Source organism: Microbacterium sp. oral taxon 186 str. F0373, assembly GCF_000411455.1.
In the GTDB taxonomy this organism is placed as follows: Bacteria; Actinomycetota; Actinomycetes; order Actinomycetales; family Microbacteriaceae; genus Microbacterium.
Genome location: NZ_KE150457.1, coordinates 1,216,768 through 1,235,588 on the forward strand (window position 1 = coordinate 1,216,768; position 18,821 = coordinate 1,235,588).

At 70.9% G+C, this 18,821-nt stretch carries 19 protein-coding genes; 5 read left to right on the forward strand and 14 right to left on the reverse strand.

The window, feature by feature from the left end; all coding sequences use genetic code 11:
* The first annotated feature begins 110 nt into the window (after window positions 1-110).
* Window positions 111-1,478, forward strand: a complete 1,368-nt coding sequence (locus HMPREF1529_RS05650; RefSeq protein ID WP_232212062.1) for a hypothetical protein — start codon at window positions 111-113, stop codon at window positions 1,476-1,478.
* A 62-nt stretch (window positions 1,479-1,540) separates the two neighbouring features.
* Here the strand turns inward: HMPREF1529_RS05650 and HMPREF1529_RS05655 are convergent, their stop codons facing one another.
* Together HMPREF1529_RS05655 and HMPREF1529_RS05660 are read right to left on the reverse strand one after the other, a co-directional pair.
* Entirely contained in the window at window positions 1,541-2,257 is a 717-nt protein-coding gene (locus tag HMPREF1529_RS05655; RefSeq protein WP_016464059.1) for a response regulator, read from the reverse strand.
* A complete protein-coding gene (locus HMPREF1529_RS05660; RefSeq protein WP_016464060.1) occupies window positions 2,254-3,552 on the reverse strand; it encodes a sensor histidine kinase in 1,299 nt (432 codons plus the stop codon). The genes HMPREF1529_RS05655 and HMPREF1529_RS05660 overlap by 4 nt, the downstream gene beginning before the upstream one ends.
* Before the next feature lie 93 nt (window positions 3,553-3,645).
* Between HMPREF1529_RS05660 and HMPREF1529_RS05665 the strand changes: the two genes are divergently transcribed.
* On the forward strand, window positions 3,646-4,068 hold the full coding sequence (locus tag HMPREF1529_RS05665) for a VOC family protein (RefSeq protein ID WP_016464061.1): 423 nt from the start codon (window positions 3,646-3,648) through the stop codon (window positions 4,066-4,068).
* 16 nt (window positions 4,069-4,084) lie between these two features.
* Here the strand turns inward: HMPREF1529_RS05665 and HMPREF1529_RS05670 are convergent, their stop codons facing one another.
* The 3 genes from HMPREF1529_RS05670 to HMPREF1529_RS05680 all read right to left on the reverse strand — a co-directional run bounded on the left by HMPREF1529_RS05670 (window position 4,085) and on the right by HMPREF1529_RS05680 (window position 8,239).
* The gene (locus HMPREF1529_RS05670; RefSeq protein ID WP_016464062.1) at window positions 4,085-4,924 is read right to left on the reverse strand and encodes an exodeoxyribonuclease III; all 840 of its coding nucleotides are present in this window, start codon (window positions 4,922-4,924) and stop codon (window positions 4,085-4,087) included.
* Window positions 4,925-5,240: 316 nt separating this feature from the next.
* Window positions 5,241-6,650 carry a Re/Si-specific NAD(P)(+) transhydrogenase subunit beta gene (gene pntB / locus HMPREF1529_RS05675; protein WP_198013043.1) on the reverse strand — a complete coding sequence of 470 codons (1,410 nt, stop codon included), beginning with the start codon at window positions 6,648-6,650 and terminating at the stop codon, window positions 5,241-5,243.
* Window positions 6,651-6,682: 32 nt separating this feature from the next.
* Window positions 6,683-8,239 (reverse strand): Re/Si-specific NAD(P)(+) transhydrogenase subunit alpha, encoded by a 1,557-nt coding sequence (locus tag HMPREF1529_RS05680; protein WP_016464064.1) that lies wholly within the window; start codon window positions 8,237-8,239, stop codon window positions 6,683-6,685.
* A gap of 149 nt (window positions 8,240-8,388) precedes the next feature.
* Between HMPREF1529_RS05680 and pyrE the strand changes: the two genes are divergently transcribed.
* The gene (gene pyrE / locus HMPREF1529_RS05685; protein WP_016464065.1) at window positions 8,389-8,964 is read left to right on the forward strand and encodes an orotate phosphoribosyltransferase; all 576 of its coding nucleotides are present in this window, start codon (window positions 8,389-8,391) and stop codon (window positions 8,962-8,964) included.
* Window positions 8,965-9,098: 134 nt separating this feature from the next.
* On the opposite strand, the gene HMPREF1529_RS05690 is transcribed toward pyrE, so the two are convergent.
* From HMPREF1529_RS05690 to HMPREF1529_RS05715, 7 genes are all read right to left on the reverse strand, one after another.
* Window positions 9,099-9,281: a hypothetical protein gene (locus HMPREF1529_RS05690; protein ID WP_016464066.1), complete on the reverse strand. Its 183-nt coding sequence runs from the start codon at window positions 9,279-9,281 to the stop codon at window positions 9,099-9,101.
* On the reverse strand, window positions 9,278-9,406 hold the full coding sequence (locus tag HMPREF1529_RS16395) for a hypothetical protein (RefSeq protein WP_016464067.1): 129 nt from the start codon (window positions 9,404-9,406) through the stop codon (window positions 9,278-9,280). Before HMPREF1529_RS16395 ends, HMPREF1529_RS05690 begins: the two co-directional genes overlap by 4 nt.
* A gap of 34 nt (window positions 9,407-9,440) precedes the next feature.
* Window positions 9,441-10,658 carry a GDSL-type esterase/lipase family protein gene (locus HMPREF1529_RS05695; protein ID WP_016464068.1) on the reverse strand — a complete coding sequence of 406 codons (1,218 nt, stop codon included), beginning with the start codon at window positions 10,656-10,658 and terminating at the stop codon, window positions 9,441-9,443.
* The gene (locus tag HMPREF1529_RS05700; protein WP_016464069.1) at window positions 10,655-11,464 is read right to left on the reverse strand and encodes an alpha/beta hydrolase family protein; all 810 of its coding nucleotides are present in this window, start codon (window positions 11,462-11,464) and stop codon (window positions 10,655-10,657) included. The genes HMPREF1529_RS05695 and HMPREF1529_RS05700 overlap by 4 nt, the downstream gene beginning before the upstream one ends.
* A 27-nt stretch (window positions 11,465-11,491) precedes the next feature.
* Window positions 11,492-12,805 (reverse strand): MFS transporter, encoded by a 1,314-nt coding sequence (locus HMPREF1529_RS05705; protein ID WP_005051871.1) that lies wholly within the window; start codon window positions 12,803-12,805, stop codon window positions 11,492-11,494.
* Between the two features lie 161 nt (window positions 12,806-12,966).
* On the reverse strand, window positions 12,967-14,028 hold the full coding sequence (locus HMPREF1529_RS05710; protein WP_005051873.1) for a LacI family DNA-binding transcriptional regulator: 1,062 nt from the start codon (window positions 14,026-14,028) through the stop codon (window positions 12,967-12,969).
* Window positions 14,025-14,834 (reverse strand): HAD-IIA family hydrolase, encoded by an 810-nt coding sequence (locus HMPREF1529_RS05715; RefSeq protein WP_005051875.1) that lies wholly within the window; start codon window positions 14,832-14,834, stop codon window positions 14,025-14,027. The genes HMPREF1529_RS05710 and HMPREF1529_RS05715 overlap by 4 nt, the downstream gene beginning before the upstream one ends.
* 68 nt (window positions 14,835-14,902) lie before the next feature.
* On the opposite strand from HMPREF1529_RS05715, the gene HMPREF1529_RS05720 reads away from it, so the two are divergent.
* Window positions 14,903-15,838 (forward strand): SDR family NAD(P)-dependent oxidoreductase, encoded by a 936-nt coding sequence (locus tag HMPREF1529_RS05720; protein ID WP_016464070.1) that lies wholly within the window; start codon window positions 14,903-14,905, stop codon window positions 15,836-15,838.
* A 117-nt stretch (window positions 15,839-15,955) separates the two neighbouring features.
* Here the strand turns inward: HMPREF1529_RS05720 and HMPREF1529_RS05725 are convergent, their stop codons facing one another.
* On the reverse strand, window positions 15,956-16,600 hold the full coding sequence (locus HMPREF1529_RS05725) for a metal-dependent transcriptional regulator (RefSeq protein WP_016464071.1): 645 nt from the start codon (window positions 16,598-16,600) through the stop codon (window positions 15,956-15,958).
* A 22-nt stretch (window positions 16,601-16,622) separates the two neighbouring features.
* A complete protein-coding gene (locus HMPREF1529_RS05730; protein WP_016464072.1) occupies window positions 16,623-17,891 on the reverse strand; it encodes an Nramp family divalent metal transporter in 1,269 nt (422 codons plus the stop codon).
* A gap of 259 nt (window positions 17,892-18,150) precedes the next feature.
* Here HMPREF1529_RS05730 and HMPREF1529_RS05735 point away from each other — a divergent pair, with 259 nt between their 5' ends.
* Window positions 18,151-18,816, forward strand: coding sequence for a TrmH family RNA methyltransferase (locus tag HMPREF1529_RS05735; protein WP_016464073.1), 666 nt, complete (start codon window positions 18,151-18,153; stop codon window positions 18,814-18,816).
* Window positions 18,817-18,821 lie beyond the last annotated feature (5 nt).

The window sequence follows — 18,821 nt, forward strand, 5'->3', positions numbered from 1 at the left end:
GTGTTCCGCAGTTCTCACGGCGCAGGAGCGCGGGGCACTCGGTGAATTCCCAGCAATGGGTAACACCGCGTCCACCATTTGCTCAGGCGAGCTCTCCTAAACTCTGTCGAGTGACGAGCGCTCCTGAGGTGACCCGCGCCCTCGGCGCCCGTGTATCCGACCGTGCCCGCGAGTGGTGGCCCCGTGCCCTGCACTTCGCGTTCACCCGTCGTGGCCTGCTCATCGGCTTCGCCGTCGTGCACGCCCTCTTCTTCCTTGCTCTGCTGAAGGTCATGATCTTCGGCGGCACGGAGGGCGACCTGCCGCTGTACCGCCTGTGGGCGGAGCAGGCGGCCCACGGGCACTGGCCCGTGATCGACATGCCGTGGGTTTACCCGGCCGGTGCTCTCGCGCCGATCATGGCCGCGATCGTCGCGGGCCCCTGGAACTACCAGCTCGTCTGGCTGCTCATGATGGTGGCGGCGAACTTCTTCGCCGTCCTCGCTCTCACCGACAACCTTCGCAACCGCAAGGGCTACGTCGCGGCCTGGTACTGGCTGGCCATCCAGGTGCTGCTCGCGCCCGTCTCGATGCTGCGCCTCGAGGGCTTCGCCGCGCCGCTGGCCATCGCCGGTCTCGTCTGGCTCGTCCGTCGCCCCTTCATCGCGGGGGTGCTGATCGCCGCGGCGACATGGATCAAGGTCGCCCCGGCGGCTTTGGCCGCCGCCGCCGTCGCCGTCTCGTCGTTGCGCATGCGCATCATCGCCGGTGGACTGGCCTTGAGCGCCGCCATAGCCGGCGTGGTGGTCGCCTTCGGCGGCGCCTCCAACCTCTTCAGCTTCGCCACGATCCAGGGCGACCGCGCCCTGCAGCTCGAGGCTCCCGTCGCCACCCCCTGGGTGTGGGCGACGGTGCTGGGTCTTCCCGGGGCTCAGATCCACCAGAACTACGTCCTGGCGACGCGTGAGGTCGCCGGTCCCGGCGCCACCGCCGCGGGCGTGCTGGTCGGCTACGCCATGCCGATCGCCTTCATGGTGATCCTCGTCCTGCTCTGGCGTGCGCGTCGTCGTGCGCTCCAGGCGGGCGCCCTGTCCCGCATCGGCGAGCAGCACCTGATCCTTCGCGGAGCGTTCGCGTTGACGTCGGCTCTCATCGTGTTCAACAAGGTGGGCTCGCCGCAGTACATGCTGTGGCTTGCCCCCGTCGTCGCCGCCGGCCTGCTGATCGACCGCAAGGCGTGGACGTCGATCGCCGTCTGGCTGGCGGTCACGTGCTTTCTGACGACCCTCGTGTTCCCGGTGCTGTACTTGCCGCTGATCGATGCTCATCCGTTCGCCGCCGGCGTGCTTCTTGCTCGTAACGTGCTGCTGGTCGGCATGTTCGGCTGGAGCCTCGTGGTGCTGTGGCGTCCCGACGCGACTCTGGTCTCGCTGCGCGAGCGCCTGGCGCGCGCCGCGACGACGGCCACCACGGGGTCGATCCCGGTCGCCGTTCGCTGACCTGACACGGCGGGTCACCCGCCTCGCTCCGCCCCGGGGTGGTGCGAGGCCGGCAGTTCGCGTCAGACCATGCCGTGACGGTGGGCGTAGACCACGGCGGCCACGCGGTCGCGGGCGCCGAGCTTCTGCAGCACGTTCGACACATGCGTCTTGACGGTCGCCTCCCCGATGAACAGGGCGGCGGCGATCTCGGCATTGCTGTACGCCTCGGCGAGCAGACGCAGGACGTCATCCTCGCGCTCGGTGAGCTCGATCGTCGCCGCGGCCGTGCGTGGCGCCGCGACGGACGAGCTCGTCGCCCTGGATGCCGCCATCGAGGCGGTGGGCGCGTCGACGGGGTCGGTCGGTGACGCCGCGAACCGCTCGATGACGCGGCGGGTGACCGCCGGTGACAGGAGCGCGTCGCCCGCAGCGGCGACGCGCACGGCGGTGACGAGCTCCTCCGGGCCGGCATTCTTCAGGAGGAAGCCGCTCGCGCCCGCGTGCAGCGCCTGGAAGAGATAGTCGTCACGGTCGAACGTGGTCACGATGACGACGACACCCGTGACCGACGGATCGGCGACGATGCGACGGGTCGCTTCGAGCCCGTCCATGTCGGGCATCTGCACGTCCATGCAGATCACGTCGGGGTGGAGAGCGGACGCCGCTGCCACCGCCTCTGATCCCGTCGCGGCCTCGCCCACGACCGTGATGTCGTGCTGCGCTTCCAGGATCATGCGGAAGCCGGCTCGCATGACGGCGTGATCATCGACGAGAAGCACCCGCACCGGCTCACTCATCGCCCTGCCTCCGCGGTCCGTGCCGCGCGGGGCGGTGATGTTCGGGTCGAGACTCCTCCGAGCCGCGCGGGCACGCGGGCGCGCACAAGGAACCCGCCCCGCGGCCGCGGCCCTGCCTCGAGTGTTCCGCCCGATGCCGCTGCGCGTTCGCGCATCCCGACGATGCCGAGCCCCGCCCGCCCGGCGACGTGCTCACGGCCGCGGTTGGCGACCTCCAGCTCGACGTGATCGTCGTCGAAGCGCAGACGGACGTCGGCCGCGGCATCCGGCCCACCGTGACGCCGCGCGTTCGTGAGCGCCTCCTGCGCGATGCGGTACAGGTTCACCTGCACCAGCTCGGGCAGATCAGTCGGAGCGCCGACCACGGCGAAGGTCGTGGGCATGCCGTTCTCATTCGCGTGGGCGACGAGCTCGGGAATCGAATCCAGACGCACTGTCGATGCAGCCGGCGTCTCGGCGTCGGGTGTGCGGAGGGTCTCGAGCAGCTGACGAAGCTCGGTCAGCGCCTCGCGCGCCGACGTCTCCACCGTCACCAACGCCTCCCGGGCTGCGGCGGTGTCGTCGTCGAGTACGGTGCGCGCCGCCCCCGCCTGCACGCCCATGGCCGATACGTGGTGGGCAACGACGTCGTGGAGTTCGCGCGCGATGCGCACCCGATCGAGGGCGACGGCCTGCGCGGCCGTCAGCTCCCGCTCTCGCTCCAGCTCCGCCGTCCGGTCCTCGAGCACGGAGCGCGAGCGGGCGTCGGCCCACGCGCGCTCACCGAAGTAGTACGCGCCCCCGAAGTAGGCGGCGTTCACGAGCAGCTGGATGATCATGTAAGCCGCGAAGGGGGAGAAGAGCCCCGCACGCGACGGTCCGTCGCCGTCCGGGTCGATCGCGCTCTGGAACATCACGACCAGCAGCCAGACGAACATGCCCACGATCACGGCGAGCCGCACGATCGTCGCGCGACGCCGGTGGCCGACCCACGCGCCGACGGTGTACATCGCGATGAACAGCGCGACATTGCCGACATAGACCTCGGGGATGCGCACCGACACCCCGACGAAAAAGGCGAGGGCGACCACGACGAGGGTCAGCTCGGGAAAGCGCCGGCGCACGGCGAGCGGCAGGGTGAGGGCCGCGACGTAGACGAGCGCCCAGCCGAACGCGGGCGTGCTCTCGCCGTAGAAGCCGGCCACCTTCCCCAGCCACGCACTGATCACGGCACTGATCAGCAGCGCCAGCGCGAGCCACACATCGTTGCGACGCTGCGCGGGGGTGGTCGTGCGGATGAGGGCGGCCGAGCTCATCCTTCCACGCTAGGGGGAGCCGGATGCCGCGGCATCCCCCGTGGGACGGAGAGGGGCCTCGACGTCATCGCGCCGCGGGTGCATGCTCTGCGTATGACGAGCATCTTCGTGAACATTCCGACGAGTGACCTCGACCGCAGCATCGCCTTCTACCGGGCACTCGGCTGCGCGATCAACCCGAACTTCACCGACGAGAATGCGGCGTGCGTCGTCTGGTCGGACGACATCTTCTTCATGGTGCTGCGCCGGGAGTTCTTCGCGACCTTCACCGACAAGCCCCTCGGAGAGCCCAAGGAGTGGGCACAGGTGTCGCTGTCGTTCGCGCGGGACTCGCGTGCCGACGTCGACGCGATCGTCGAGGCTGGGGTGGCTGCCGGTGGCACCGAGCCGCACCCCGCTCAGGACTACGGCTTCATGTACAGCCGCGACCTGGACGACCCCGACGGCAACAGCCTCGGCTTCCTGTACATGGACCCCGTCGCGGCCGAGCAGGGTCCTCCGGCAGAGACCGCGTGATGCGCGGCGGGCCCGGTCACCAGATCATCGGGCGGTCGTCGTCATCGGGGCCCTCGAGGTCGAGGTCGACGACGACGGGGACGTGATCGCTCGGGATCTCACCTTTGCGCTCGTCGCGGTGGATGGCGGCCGCGGTCACCGCGTCGGAGAAGGCGTGCGAGCCGAGGATGAAGTCGATGCGCAGGCCCTCGTTGCGGGGGAAGCGCAACTGCTTGTAGTCCCAGTAGGTGTAGCCGGTCGGCACGAGCGGACGGACTGTGTCGGAGAGCCCGGCATCCAGGAGCGCCTGGAAGGCGGCCCGCTCGGGGACGGAGACGTGCGTGGTGACGCCTTCGACGACCGTCGGGTCGCCGTTGTCGGCATCCGTGGGGGCGATGTTGAAGTCGCCGGTGAGCGCGAGCGCCCGGTCGGGATCGGCCGCGAGCGTGTCTGCGGTGTAGCCGCGGAGCGCTTCGAGCCAGTCGAGCTTGTAGCGGTAGTGCGGATCGTCGAGGCCGCGCCCGTTGGGCACGTAGAGGCTCCACACCTCGACGCCGCCGATGGTCGCGCCGAGTGCGCGCGCCTCGAGCGGAGCGCCGGGGCCGTCGTGGCCCTTCGCGAAGCCGGGCATGTTCGGGAAGCCGATCTGCACGTCCTCGATCGGCTCACGGCTGGCGATGGCCACGCCGTTCCACTGGTTGAGACCGTGCGCCTCGACGGTGTAGCCCGCCGCCTCGAACGCCTCGTACGGGAACTGCTCGGGCTTGCACTTGATCTCCTGCATCGCCAGCACGTCGATGCCCTCGCGGACGGCGAAGTCGACGGTGCGGACGACGCGGGCGCGGATCGAGTTGACGTTCCAGGTGGCGATGCGCATGGCATCCAGCGTATTGGCCCCCGCGCTGGGGTCGGCGCCCCGCCGTTCCGTATTCAGTCTCCGCGGCCCGCGGCATCCCGCTCCGGCCCGTCTTGGCGCGCTGCGTCACCACGCCGCATCGCAACCAGACTGAATACGGAACACGTCCTGAGGAGGAGCCGGCTGTGCAGGCCGCCGAAGGGCGCGGGCACCCTCATGTCCCGTATTCAGTCTGCACGGGCATGAAGCTGGCCCGACCGGCGGAATCGTGGGCTGGGCGGCGCCCGCCGGTGGCAATCAGACTGAATACGGAACGCCCACCCACGCGGGCGGTGGGTCACAGCGCCCGCAGGATGTCCTCCACCCGCTGCTTGGCGTCGCCGAACAGCATCTGCGTGTTGTCGCGGAAGAACAGCGGGTTCGCCACCCCGGCGTAGCCCGAGGCCATCGATCGCTTGAACACCACGACGTTGCGCGCCTCCCACACGTGCAGCACCGGCATGCCCGCGATGGGCGAGCCCGGGTCTTCGGCCGCGGCCGGGTTGACCGTGTCGTTCGCCCCGATCACCAGCACCACGTCGGTGTCGGCGAAGTCGTCGTTGATCTCGTCGAGCTCCAGCACGATGTCGTACGGCACCTTCGCCTCGGCCAGCAGCACGTTCATGTGGCCCGGCAGGCGCCCCGCGACGGGGTGGATGCCGAAGCGCACCTCGACGCCCCGCTCGCGCAGCCGCTTCGTGAGGTCGGCGACGGGGTACTGCGCCTGGGCGACGGCCATGCCGTACCCGGGGGTGATGATGACCGACCGGGCATCGCGGAGGAGCTCGGCGACGGCCGCGGCATCCGTCTCGTGGTGCTCACCCTCCTCGGCGTCGGCGCTGCGGGGAGCTTCGATGCCGAATCCGCCGGCGATGACCGAGAGGAACGACCGGTTCATCGCCTTGCACATGATGTACGACAGGTACGCACCGGACGAGCCGACGAGGGCGCCGGTGACGATGAGCAGGTCGTTGTTCAGGAGGAACCCGGCGGCGGCCGCGGCCCAGCCGGAGTAGCTGTTGAGCATCGAGACGACGACGGGCATGTCGCCGCCGCCGATCGAGGCCACCAGATGCCAGCCGAGGGCGAGGGCCAGCGCGGTCACGGCGACGAGCAGCCAGATCGACGGGGTCGCAACGTACCAGACGGTCAGCACGAGGAAGAGTGCCAGGGCGCCGATGTTGAGGGCGTTCTTGCCGGGCAGCATCAGCGGCTTCGACGACATCCGCCCGGACAGCTTCAGGAAGGCGACGATCGATCCCGTGAAGGTGACGGCGCCGATGAAGACCCCGATGAACACCTCGGCGTGGTGGATGCCGATGAGCTCGGGCGCGATGCCTTCGGCGTAGAGGTGGCCGTTCCAGCCGACGAGCACGGCCGCCAGTCCCACGAAGGAGTGCAGCAGCGCGATGAGCTCGGGCATGCCGGTCATCTCGACCACGCGCGCCCGCCAGAGGCCGATGGTGCCGCCGACCACGACCGCGGCCACGAGAAGCGTCATCCCGAGCGCGGCGGACGCACCGTCCACCACGAGGGTGCCGTTCGCGATGACGAGCACGAGAGTGGCGAGCAGGGCGATCGTCATACCGGCGATACCGTAGACGACGCCGCGGCGGGCGGTCTCCTGCTTGCTGAGGCCAGCGAGGGCGAGGATGAACAGCAGCGCCGCGACGATGTAGGCAGCGGTGGACACGGACTGGGCGAGCATGACGGCGCCGAGGTCTCCGATGTAGGCGTCGGTCACTTCTGGTCACCCTTCTGGAACATGGCGAGCATGCGACGGGTCACCGCGAAGCCTCCGAAGATGTTGATGGATGCCAGGAGCACCGCAATCGCGGCGAGCACCTGCACGACGGGGTTCGGCACGACGATCTGGCTCATCGCGCCGACGACGATGATGCCGCTGATCGCGTTCGTGACGCTCATCAGGGGCGTGTGCAGGGCGTGGGCGACCTTACCGATGACGTAGAACCCGATCACGACCGAGAGGGTCAGCACGAGGATGTGCTGCGGCAGGGGCGCGGGCGCGACGGCGCACACGAGGAACAGGGCGGCGACGCCGGCGACGATCAGGCCGGTCTTCGCGCCCGCCGAGAGCCCCTTCTTGGGGGCGGGAGCGGGAGAGGATGCCGCGGCATCCGCCCCGGGCTTCGCGGGCGCGGCCGAGACCTGCACGGGGGGCGGTGGCCACGTGACGGCGCCGCCCCGCGTGACGGTGACGGCGCGCTGCACGACGTCGGTGTCGTCGATGACGAGCTGCCCGTCCTTGCCGGGGGTGAGCAGGGTGAGCAGGTTCAGCAGGTTGGTGCCGTAGAGCTGCGACGCCTGCTGGGGGAGGCGTCCGGCGAGGTCGGTGTAGCCGAGGATGATGACGCCGTTCGCGGTGACGACGCGCTCGCCGGCGACGGAGCCCTCGACGTTCCCGCCCTGGCCGGCAGCCATGTCCACGATGACGCTGCCGGGCTTCATGGCGGCGACGTCGGCGGCCGTGAGCAGGCGCGGGGCGGCGCGACCCGGGATGAGGGCCGTCGTGATGACGATGTCGACGTCGGCGGCCTGGTCGCTGTAGAGCTTCGCGGCAGCGGCGTCGTAGGCGGCGCTGGTGGCCTTGGCGTAGCCGTCGGTTGAGACCTCCTTCTGCTCGTCGGGAACGACGACCTCGAGGTAGGTGCCGCCGATCGAGGCGACCTGGTCGGCGACCTCGGGGCGCGGGTCGGTGGCGCGGACGATCGCGCCGAGGCTCGAGGCTGCGCCGATCGCGGCGAGACCCGCGACGCCGGCCCCGGCGACCAGCACCTTGGCGGGCGGCACCTTGCCGGCGGCGGTGACCTGCCCGGTGAAGAAGCGGCCGAACTCGTTCGCCGCTTCGACGACCGCGCGGTAGCCGGCGATGTTGGCCATCGAGCTGAGCACGTCCATCGACTGCGCGCGCGAGATGCGCGGCACTGCATCCATCGCGAGTGCCGTCACGCCGCGGGCGGCGAGGGCGGCGAGCAGGTCGGGGCTGAGCGCGGGACTCAGGATGCCGACGACCGTCGCCCCCGGCTGCAGGAGCGCGATCTCGGCATCCGTGGGGGCCGCGACCGACAGGACGACATCGGCGCCCCAGGCCTCGACGCGGGTGGCGATGGTCGCACCGGCGGCGGTGTAGGCGGCATCCGGGAAGGAGGATGCGGCGCCGGCGCCGGACTCGACGCTCACGTCGTAGCCGAGCGCGCGGATCTTGCCGACGGTGGTGGGGGAGGCGGCGACGCGGGTCTCGCCGTCCCGCTCGCGGACGATGCCGATGCGGGCCATGGTGCTCCTTCGATCGGGTCCGGCGGGCCTCCGGGCGCGCCGGGGCACCGCGCCGGGTGACGTTCCCGACTCTAGAGCGCGGAACGGATGCCGCGGGCGGAGACGCTGCGGAAATAATCCCGGTTCTTCGCTTCCGTAGACTCGTGTGCATGACCGCCGCCTCCACGCCCGAGCTCGAGTCCGAGCGCCGCGCCCTCATCGACCTCATCGCCGCCGAGGCCGTCTTCCACGGTGACTTCACGCTGTCCAGCGGCAAGAAGGCGACCTATTACGTCGACATGCGCAAGCTCACGCTCGACCACCGCGCGGCCCCCGCGATCGGCCGGCTCGTGCTCGACGCGGTGCGCGACCTGAACGTGGATGCCGTCGGCGGACTCACCCTGGGGGCGGACCCGATCGCGAACGCCGTCATGCACGCGTCGGTCGCCGCCGGCACCCCCGTCGATGCGTTCGTCGTGCGCAAGGAGCCGAAGGACCACGGCCGCGGTCGCCAGATCGAGGGCGCCGAGGTGGCCGGTAAGCGCGTCGTCATCGTGGAGGACACCTCCACCACGGGCGGCTCGCCCCTGAAGGCCGCCGAGGTCGCTGCCGCGGCGGGCGCCGAGATCGTCGCGGTCGTGACGGTCGTCGACCGCAAGACCGGAGCCCAGGCGGCGGTGGAGGCCGCCGGCTACGAGTGGCGCTCGATCATCGACCTCGACGACCTGGGCCTGCAGGCGCAGTAGGGCCCGCTGCTGCCCCCGGCCGTGAACCGGATGCGGAGATGAGCAGCAGATTCGGATGCCGCCGGCCGACAGATCCGAATCCGTTCTCGGCATCCGATTCTGGGAGCGCCGGCGGCGACCGGACGACGGCGCGCTCAGCGGAAGACGGGCAGCTGCGACGCCAGCGCGAGCACGAGGCCCGCGAGGGTCAGCAACAGGATGCCGCGGCCGTTCGGCAGGGGGGTCCCCTGCGGCGCATCGCGGCGGCCCCGCACGAAGAGCACCAGCGCGACGATCAGCAGCACCATCGCGGTCACGACGAAGACGATGGCGATCACTGGTCGCTCCCGTCGCCGCCGTCGCGCCGGCGACCGCGGAGGAACTGCACGACGAACACCACGAGCGTCCCGGCCAGCACGATGCCGGTCGAGGCGAACAGCAGGGTCTGCTCGGTCGCGTTCACGTTGTCTCCTCCGCCCGCGCGGAGGCGGGCAGTCTCAGCCTAGCCCGGCGCGCGGCACGAGCCCGTCGGCACCGAAGACAGCGGCGGAGAAGCGTGCCGCGATCTCGGCGTAGAGCTCCGTGTCGGGGTGCAGGCTGTCGGGCAGCGTGTAGCGCTCCTCGTCGTCGGCGCCGTACAGGCTCAGCCCGTCGAGGTACGCGATCCGCTCACCGGATGCCGCGCGCACCCGCACCACCTCGGCCAGCTGTCGCCGCGACTCGGTCATGGTCAGCGCACCGCGGGCGACGTCGGCGGCGTCTCCGGCGGCGTAGCAGCGGACGTGACCGTCGTCGAAGAACTCCACGTCCGAGGGCCCCGGTGTGTCCTCGCTTCCGGGCCAGAGGATCGACGACACCAGCACGATCGGGGTGTCGGGATGCCCGGCGCGCACGCGGTCGAGGAAGCCGTGCATTGCGGGTGTGAACGTGCGCTGATCGAGCGACCGCGCCCCCACGATGTTGATGCCCACCTTGAGCGTGATGACGTCGGCGGGCGTGACGGCGATCGTGTCGGCGACGAACGGGTCGAGCATGCACTGTCCGCCGAAGCCGAGGTTGACGAGCGACAGGTCGCTCGTGCGCGCCGCGATGACGGGCCAGACCCCGGTCGGCGAGGGTGTCTCGACGCAGTGACTGATCGAGCTGCCGTGGTGGATCCACACGGGTGCGTGCGACGGTTCTGCCGCGATCATGGGGGCGTCGGCGCGAAGATCGAGCAGGTCGACGATCATCCCTTGCGGCAGCCACACGGTGACGGCACGCGCACCCGGCCCGCCCGCGCCGCCCAGCGCGACCTCCAGTGTGGCCGGCTCGGTCAGCGGCTCATCGGTCGCGGCGTCCCCGGTCCATGAGAGCCGACGGACGTCGGTGACGGGCGCGCGCACGACGTGCACCGGCTCGCCGTCGACCTCGACGACCACGTCGTTGACCGGTCCGGCGAGCTCGGCGAAGAACAGCTGCGTGCACCGCAGCGTCAGGCTCAGCGTGGTCGCGGCCGTCGTGAAGCGCACGCGCACACCGCTCGCGTTGGCCGTGATCGCGCGCAGGATCTCCCCGTTCGGCGGGAAGTGCGCCCACGTGCTCCGCGGCAGGCGCAGGGGGCGGATGCCGCGACTGTCGTCGAGGTCGAGGTGGCCCTCCAGCAGCACCTCGGCGTCTCCGAGGCGCACGACCTCGCCGATGCCGGTGCGGGACGGGATGAGGGGGGTGGTCACGATGCGGTCCTCTCGGAGTGGGCCGTGATGAACGAGACGGTGCGGGTGATCAGTTCGTCACGCTGGGGCAGTTCGGCCCACCCGTGATCGGCCCCCTCGACGACGACGACCTCGGCGCGCTCGCCGAACACGTGCGCGTCGGCGTAGCGCTCGGCGTAGCGCACCGGGACGAAGTCGGCCGTGCCGTGCAGCAGCAGGGCCGGACCGTCGTAGGCCGCGGCTCGCGCATACGGATCGAACGTGAGAGCGTCGGCGCGCATCGCCGGGCCCAGTCGCATCCCGAGGAAGTCGAAGAACCCGTCCGGCCCGTCGAGCGCGGCGAGCGAGCGCCCCTGGATCTGTCCCGAGCGGATGTCGTCGACGAACACGGCAGCCGTCGACCACATCGTCAGCGAGCGGATGCCGCCGGCTCCCGCCTCCGCCGCGACGACCGCGGCGATCACGGAGCCGAGGCTCATGCCGACGAGATGGAGGTTGTCGGCATCCACCTCGTCGGCCTGCCGGATCGCCGACAGCACGGCGGCCGTGTCGGCGACGTCACCCGACGCCGTCGTGTCGAAGAACTCCCCGTCGCTCTCGCCGTGCCCGGCCCGGTCGAAGGCGAACACCCCGAAACCGGCCCCGACCAGCGCACGAGCGAGCGTCACGAAGACCCCCGTCGTCTCCACTCGAGATCCGCCGAAGCCGTGCAGCAGCACGACGGTCGGATGCGGCGCCGGGCCGGCGCCCGCCGCGGCATCCGGCAGGTAGTGCGTGCCGCGCAGCGTGAGCGCACGGACGGTGGTCTCGAAGGGAACGAGTCGCATGGGAGTTCTTTCGTCAGGGCAGCCGGATCAGCGGGCGAGTGTCGCGGCGGGCGCGTCCGTGTCGGATGCCGGCAGCATGTCCGCCTCGACGTCGAACGCGTTCGTCACGCCACGGCGGAAGCCGATCCAGCCGATGAGGAAGCCGGCGGCGGCGACCACCGAGACGGCCACGTAGACGGCGCTGGGGTTCAGGAGCAGCAGGGCCGGGGTGACGACGTTGAACGCGGCGGTGGCGAACCGCGCGACGGCGTAGACGGTGCCCTGCGCCGTGGAGCGCAGCATGGTGGGGAAGGACTCCTGCGTCCACACCTTCATGATCGTCTCGAAACAGAACGCGCCGGCGAAGGTCGTCACGACCACCGAGACGATGAGGGCGGGCAGCGTGAAGCCGAACACCACCGGCACCAGGTTCGCGACGACCACCGCGATCGCGCCGGCGACGTAGTAGCTCATGCGGAACGTCGTGTCGGCGACGGCCATGAACCAGACGGCGCCGAGGATCGCGGCGGGCATCGCCAGCAGGGTCCAGGTCTGGTACTCGTTCACCGGGATGCCGGCGACGTTCACCGCCACGAAGGTGCCGAAGCTTCCGGCCACGCTGATCGCGATCGAGGCGAGCGTGTAGTAGACGAGCAGGGTCACGAAGGGGCGGCGGTACTGCGGGCGACCGAAGTCGCGGAGGCGGCCGCGCTCGGCACGGACGGTCTGCACGCCGCTGCGGCGCTCGTCGCGGGCCGCGAGCCAGTCGGCCGACTCGGGGATCGTCAGCCGCAGCGCGAGGACGACGAGGCCGACGCCGCCGAAGGCCGCGAACATGATGCGCCCACCGGCCTCGCCGAGGGATCCGAAGAAGATGCCGATGAGCACCGCGAGGAGGATGCCGAAGCCGCCGAGCAGGTTGGAGAAGACGAGGATCTTGCCCCGGTTGCGGTCGGTGGCCGCCTCGGAGATCGAGGCGAGGGCGGCGGGCAGGTCGGCGCCGACGCCGAGGCCGATGAGTGCGATGCCAGGCAGGAGCAGCCCGAAGGAGACGCCGAAGAACGGCGTCAGCGATCCGAGCACGATGAGGGTCATCGTGACGAGGAAGACGCGGCGACGGCCGAAGCGGTCGGCCAGGCGCCCGCCCACGAGCGAGCCGATCGCGACGCCCGCGGTCAGCACGCCCGTGAGCAGGCCGACCTGATCGGGCGTGAGTCCGGGAGTCCCGGGGGCGAACGACTGGAAGAGGACGAGGGCGACGGCGATGCCGGTGGTCGCGGCGGCGTCGACGAACGTCGCCATTCCGCAGACGAAGCCCACCCACCAGGGGTTGGGGGCGGTGCGAGCGAGGGGTGCGCTCATGGTCATACTCCTTTGTACGTGCGGGTGACGAAGGTGGACGACAGTGCGGTGTTCCCGAAGGCTCCGCCGCCGTCGCGTCTCAAGCTATACCGATATAGCCACCGGGGCAAGCAGGAGTTTCGCCCCATCGGCCGGATAAATCCGACTCCGGATGCCGCCCGTCAGAACCGCGGCGCGGCGATCGAGGCGCCGGCGCTGACCGGCATCTCGACGAGCTCGTGGCGCACGCCCTCGTCGGGGGAGAGCAGCAGATCGGCGGCGCGACGGCCGATCTCCGCCTGCGGAAGGCGCAGGGAGACCAACTGCGGATCGGTCGCCTCGGCGAGCACGCCGCCGTCGAAGGAGACGAGCGACACGTCGTCGGGCACCCGCAGCCCCGCTCGGCGGAGGGCCTGGAACACGCCGACCCCGACGGCATCGTTGACGCAGATGACGGCGCGCGGGCGCACGCCGGACGCGAGCAGGCGCTCCGCGGCATCCCGCCCGTCGTGCACCGTCCAGTCGTCGTCCACGGCGACCTCGCCGGCGAGCTGCGTGCCCGCGGCGGCGAGCTGTGCGCGGATGCCCTCCAGGCGACGAGGGAGCGCGACTGGACCCCACTCGTGCCAGGCGCTGCCCCCGGTGCGGCCGGGCGCGAGCGTTCCGACGAACCAGATGTCGCGATCGTGACCGGCCTCCCGCAGCAGCCGTGCCGCGGTCGCGCCCGCGGCACGCTCGTCGGGGACGATCGAACTGATCGCCGCGTCGTCGGCCTCGCAGTTCATGAGCACCAGCGCGGTGTGCCGAGCGGACGCCGGGGGCGTCACGCGCCGCGTGAACATCGACGCGTACAGGATGCCGTCGATGTCGCGCGCGACGAGGTCGTCGAGGAAGCGGCGCTCCATCTCGGCATCCCCCTGCGTGTCGACGGTGAACAGCAGCAGCCCCGCCTCGCGCAGGCGCTCCAGCGCGCCGCGCACCATCGAGTTGGCGAAGGAGGTCGAGCTGACGAAGTCCGAGACCAGCGCGACCGTGCCGGAGCGGCCCGTGCGCAGGGTCTTCGCGGTGACGTTCGCGCGATAGCCGAGCTCGTCGGCCGCCCGGCGGACGCGGGCCATCGTCTCGACGGACAGGCGCTGGTCGAGGCGACCGTTCAACGCGAACGAGGCCGCCGAGCGCGACACGCCCGCCCTCTCTGCGACCTCGGTGAGGGTGACCCGCCGGCCGGAGCTGCGCTCCGTCACAGCCCCTCGGGCATCTCGGACTCCGCCGGCTCGTCGGCGAGCAGGTCGGCGACCGAGTCGAGGATCTCGTCGGGGCGGAACGGGTAGCGCTCGATCTCGGCGTCGTCGGAGATGCCGGTGCGGACGAGAATCGTGTGCAGTCCGGCTTCGATGCCGGCGACGACGTCGGTATCCATGCGGTCACCGATCATGCCGGTGTTCTCCGAGTGGGCCCCGATGCGGTTCATCGCGGAGCGGAACATCATCGGGTTCGGCTTGCCGACCACGTACGGGGCCTTGCCCGTCGCATGCGTGATGAGCGCGGCGAACGAGCCGGTCGCCGGCACGATACCGGTGGGGGTCGGCCCGGTCGCATCGGGGTTCGTGATGATGAAGCGCGCCCCGTTGTTGATGAAGCGGATCGCCTGGGTGATGCGGTCGAACGAGTAGTTGCGCGTCTCGCCGATCACGACGTAGTCGGGTTGCGTCTCGGTCTGGACGTATCCCGCCTCGTGCAGGGCGGTCGTCAGGCCGGCTTCGCCGATGACGAAGGCGGTGCCGCCCGGATGCTGCGAGCGCAGGAACTCGGCCGTCGCCAGCGCCGAGGTCCAGATGCGGTCCTCCGGCACCTCCAGGCCCGAGATGCGCAGGCGCGCGCTCAGATCACGCGGTGTGTAGAACGGGTTGTTCGTCAGCACGAGGAACGGTGTGCCCGCATCGCGCCACTGCGCGAGAAGCTCGGCAGCCCCCGGGATCGGCTTGTTCTCGTGGACGAGGACGCCGTCCATGTCGGTGAGCCAGCATTCGATATCGGCGCGTGTCCGCATGGGGCCAGCCTAGCGGGGCGATCCGGCCGTAGTCTCGACGCGTGGCACGCGACGACTGGGACCCGATGATGCTCCCCGACCTGTCCGGCAGACGGTACCTCGTCACCGGATCGACGGCCGGGCTCGGCTTCTTCGCGTCGTTGCAGCTGGCCGGTGCCGGTGCCCACGTCATCATGACCGGGCGCAACCCCAACAAGCTGGCCACCGCGCGCATCGCGGTGAGGCGCCAGGTGCCGGATGCCGAGATCACGACCCTTCTGCTCGACACGAGCAACCTGGGCTCGGTGCGTGCCGCCGCCGCGACGGTGCGCGGTCGTGCGGGGCTGCACGGGCTGCTGCTGAACGCCGGCGTCGTGCACCCGCCGCGCCATCGCGAGACGACCGCCGACGGGCACGAGGTGGTTTTCGCGACCAACGCTCTCGGGCACTACGCGCTCGCCGGTGAGCTGCTGCTGCCGCTCGCCGCCGGTCGCGGCCGCATGGTGTGGGTCGGGTCGATGTCGACCGCGATGGGCAACTACGACCCCGTCGACCCCGAGCTGGAGACGAACTACTCGCCGTGGCGGGCCTATGTGCAGTCGAAGGTCGCGACGACGGCCCTCGGCTTTGAGGCCGACCGGCGCCTCCGCGCCGCGAACGTGCCGATCGCGAGTCTGCTCGCGCACCCCGGGTACGCGATCAGCGGCCGCACGCGCGGCATCCTGGGGATCAACGAGCCGTCCCGGATGACGCGTTTCGTCGACAATCTGCAGGCCCCGATCACGCAGTCCAAGGAGCGCGGGGCGTGGCCGCTCGTGCGCGCGCTCGTCGATCCGGAGGCGGTCGGTGGGCAGTTCTGGGGACCGTCCCGTCTGGTGGCCGGCGCGCCCACGCTCGGGCAGGCCAGCAAGCTGGCCCGGCGCGAGGACATCGCGACCCGACTCTGGGACTACTGCGAGCACGCCACCGGCATCACCTGGCCCTACCTCAAGGCCAGCCGTCCGCGGCGCCTCTGGCGGCGCTGACGCGGAGCATGTGAACAGATGCGGATGCCGCGAACGGATGCGGATGCCGCGACCGCCGCGGCCCGCATCCGTTGTACTGATCCGAATCTGCGGCGTCGCGGTGGCGCGCTGACGCCGTCAGGCGGTCAGCCAGACCGCCCCGGCCGCGCCGGCGGGCAGGGCGACCGTCGCACCGTCATCGACGCGGACCACGTCCGCTCCGGCGACCACGAGACGGTGCCCCACATCGATGCCGGCGCCCTCCAGCGCCCGCAGAAGCTCGGGATCGCGGTCGCTGACCCGCAGCACCTCGCCCGCGTGCCCGACCTCGGCGGTCGACAGCAGCACGAACGGAAGGCGGTGCACGTTGCCGTCGGCATCCGGGATCGCGTCGCCGTGCGGGTCGAAGCGAGGATGGCCCAGCCGCTCCGCGATGCCGGCGAGCAGGCGATCGCTGATCGTGTGCTCGAGCACCTCGGCCTCGTCGTGCACCTCGTCCCACGCGTAGCCGAACTCCTGCACGAGCCAGGTCTCGATGAGACGGTGGCGGCGGATGATGGATGCCGCGCGCAGCCGACCCCGCTCGGTCAGGGCCACCGGTCCGTACGGGCGGTGGTCGACGAGGCCCTGGGCGACGAGCTTCTGCACCATCTCGGTGACCGTCGACGGGGCGAGCTTCAGCTCGGCCGCCAGCTGCGACGACGTCATGAGCGCGGGCTGCCACTCGGTGTGGTGGTAGATCGTCTTCAGGTAGTCGTCGATCGCGACGGAGTTCGCAGCCACGCTCTCAGGCTACCGGCCGGAACTATCCGCCGATCAAGACCAGCCACAGCAGCAAGGCGTTGAGCGCGATGAGGAACACCGAGGCGGCGACGCCGGCGAGAGTCGTCCACCAGCGGTTGCGGTACGGCCCCACCACGTCGCGGCGGGCGGTGAGCGCGACGAGCGGCACGAGTGCGAACGGGATGCCGAAGCTCAGCACCACCTGGCTGAGGATCAGCGCCCAGGTCGGATCGGCCCCGAGCGCGAGGATCACGATGGCCGGCACGAGCGTGACGAGGCGCCGCGCGATCAGCGGCACCCGCACACGCAGCAGGCCGTGCATGATCTCCGCGCCGGCGTAGGCGCCCACCGCAGTGCTCGCCAGGCCGCTCGCGAGCAGGCCGACCGCGAACATCGTCGCGACGACGCCGCCGAGTCCCGCCGCCAGGGCGCCGTATGCGCCCTCGAGGCTGTCGGTCCCGTCGACGCCGGCGAGGTTGGCGGCCGCGAGCAGCAGGATCGCGAGGTTCACGGTGCCCGCGACGACCAGCGCGATCGTCACGTCCCAGCGGGTCGCGCGCAGCAGCCGCGGCGTCGTGACGGCACGATCGACGGGGCGCGCGCCGGCGGAGGAGAACCGGTCGCGGGCGAGGGCGCTGTGGGCGTAGATCGCGTGCGGCATGATCGTCGCGCCCAGGATGGATGCCGCGAGCAGCACCGACTCCGACCCCTCGAATCGCGGAATCATGCCGCCGGCGACACTCGCGGCATCCGGCGGGGCGATGAAGACGCCGTAGGTGAAGCCGATCGAGATCACGACGAGCAGGCCGATCACGACGAACTCGAAGCTGCGCGCGCCGCGGCGCTGCTGGATGAGCAGCAGTGCGATCGAGACGGCTCCCGTGATGAGGCCCCCGAGGGGCAGAGGGACGCCGAAGAGAAGCCAGAGGGCGACCGCGCCGCCGATCACCTCGGCGACGTCGGTGGCGACGGCGACGAGCTCGGCCTGCAGCCAGTAGGCGCGGCGCGCCCAGGGATGACGAAGGCGCTCGCCGAGGGTTTCGGCGAGGCTCTGCCCCGTCACGATGCCGAGCTTCGCGGACAGGTACTGGATGAGCCACGCCATCGCGTTGCCGAGCACGACGACCCACACCAGCAGGTAGCCGAACCGCGCCCCGGCGGTCATGTTGCTCGCGACGTTGCCCGGGTCGAGGTAGGCGACGCCGGCGACCAGCGCCGGACCGAGCAGCCATGCCGCGCGCCGGGTCCGGGAGGGCACGGTCGCCGCGCGGACGGGCGCCTCGATGGTCACCCCGGGACTTTTCGGCACACCGAAAAATTACCAGACATTTCGGGTGACCGAAATATTGAGCGCGTTCCGAACTCCTCCGCATCGACGCCTCGTCCTGACGCGCGGCTGAGGCGGCCCCACGCGGACGTGTTCCGTACTCAGTCCCGCGTGGTCCGGCAGCGCGACGAGGTCGCAGAACGAACGGACCGATCGCCCGCGGCGCGTCCGTGCGGACTGAATACGGAAGGCGAGTCGGCGAGGTCGTCGGTAGCCTGGAGCGATGACCGAGTCCGTGCTGCCGCCGGATGCGGCCGCCCCGGACAGTGCCGAGCTCGAGCCGCAGCTCCCCGTCGGGGTCGGGCCGTGGCCGGGGGGACCCGACGCGTGGCCCGACGATCCCCGCTACGACCGCGACCTGCTCGCCGACGGTGATCGCCGGAACGTCGTCGACCGCTACCGCTATTGGACGATGGCCGCGATCGTGGCCGACCTCGATGAGCACCGGCATCCGTTTCACGTCGCCATCGAGAACTGGCAGCACGACATGAACATCGGCTCGATCGTCCGCAGCGCCAACGCGTTCGGCGCCGCGGAGGTGCACATCATCGGCAAGCGGCGGTGGAACCGTCGCGGTGCGATGGTGACCGACCGCTACCAGCACGTGCGGCACCACGAAGACGTCGCCGCCTTCACGGCCTGGGCCGAGGATGCCGAGATTCCCGTGATCGCCGTCGACAACGTCGACGGGTCGGTGCCGGTCGACCGCGCCGAGCTCCCTCAGCGGTGCGTGCTGCTGTTCGGTCAGGAGGGGCCGGGGCTGTCCGCCGAGGCGGTCGCCGCGGCATCCGCCGTCGTCGAGATCACCCAGTACGGCTCGACCCGCTCGATCAACGCGAGCGCGGCGGCCGCGGTCGTGATGTACGAGTGGTGCCGCCGCTGGGCGTGACGCCC

What these genes read in the sequence shown, in the direction of transcription:
- HMPREF1529_RS05670 (WP_016464062.1), bottom strand. Translation starts at nt 4,924, where the DNA reads ATGCGCATCGCCACCTGGAACGTCAACTCGATCCGCGCCCGCGTCGTC.
- HMPREF1529_RS05720 (WP_016464070.1), top strand. Translation starts at nt 14,903, where the DNA reads ATGCTCCCCGACCTGTCCGGCAGACGGTACCTCGTCACCGGATCGACG.
- HMPREF1529_RS05655 (WP_016464059.1), bottom strand. Translation starts at nt 2,257, where the DNA reads ATGAGTGAGCCGGTGCGGGTGCTTCTCGTCGATGATCACGCCGTCATG.
- HMPREF1529_RS05715 (WP_005051875.1), bottom strand. Translation starts at nt 14,834, where the DNA reads ATGCGGACACGCGCCGATATCGAATGCTGGCTCACCGACATGGACGGC.
- pyrE (WP_016464065.1), top strand. Translation starts at nt 8,389, where the DNA reads ATGACCGCCGCCTCCACGCCCGAGCTCGAGTCCGAGCGCCGCGCCCTC.
- HMPREF1529_RS05735 (WP_016464073.1), top strand. Translation starts at nt 18,151, where the DNA reads ATGACCGAGTCCGTGCTGCCGCCGGATGCGGCCGCCCCGGACAGTGCC.
- HMPREF1529_RS05660 (WP_016464060.1), bottom strand. Translation starts at nt 3,552, where the DNA reads ATGAGCTCGGCCGCCCTCATCCGCACGACCACCCCCGCGCAGCGTCGC.
- HMPREF1529_RS05700 (WP_016464069.1), bottom strand. Translation starts at nt 11,464, where the DNA reads ATGCGACTCGTTCCCTTCGAGACCACCGTCCGTGCGCTCACGCTGCGC.
- pntB (WP_198013043.1), bottom strand. Translation starts at nt 6,650, where the DNA reads ATGCTCGCCCAGTCCGTGTCCACCGCTGCCTACATCGTCGCGGCGCTG.
- HMPREF1529_RS05705 (WP_005051871.1), bottom strand. Translation starts at nt 12,805, where the DNA reads ATGAGCGCACCCCTCGCTCGCACCGCCCCCAACCCCTGGTGGGTGGGC.
- HMPREF1529_RS05680 (WP_016464064.1), bottom strand. Translation starts at nt 8,239, where the DNA reads ATGGCCCGCATCGGCATCGTCCGCGAGCGGGACGGCGAGACCCGCGTC.
- HMPREF1529_RS05665 (WP_016464061.1), top strand. Translation starts at nt 3,646, where the DNA reads ATGACGAGCATCTTCGTGAACATTCCGACGAGTGACCTCGACCGCAGC.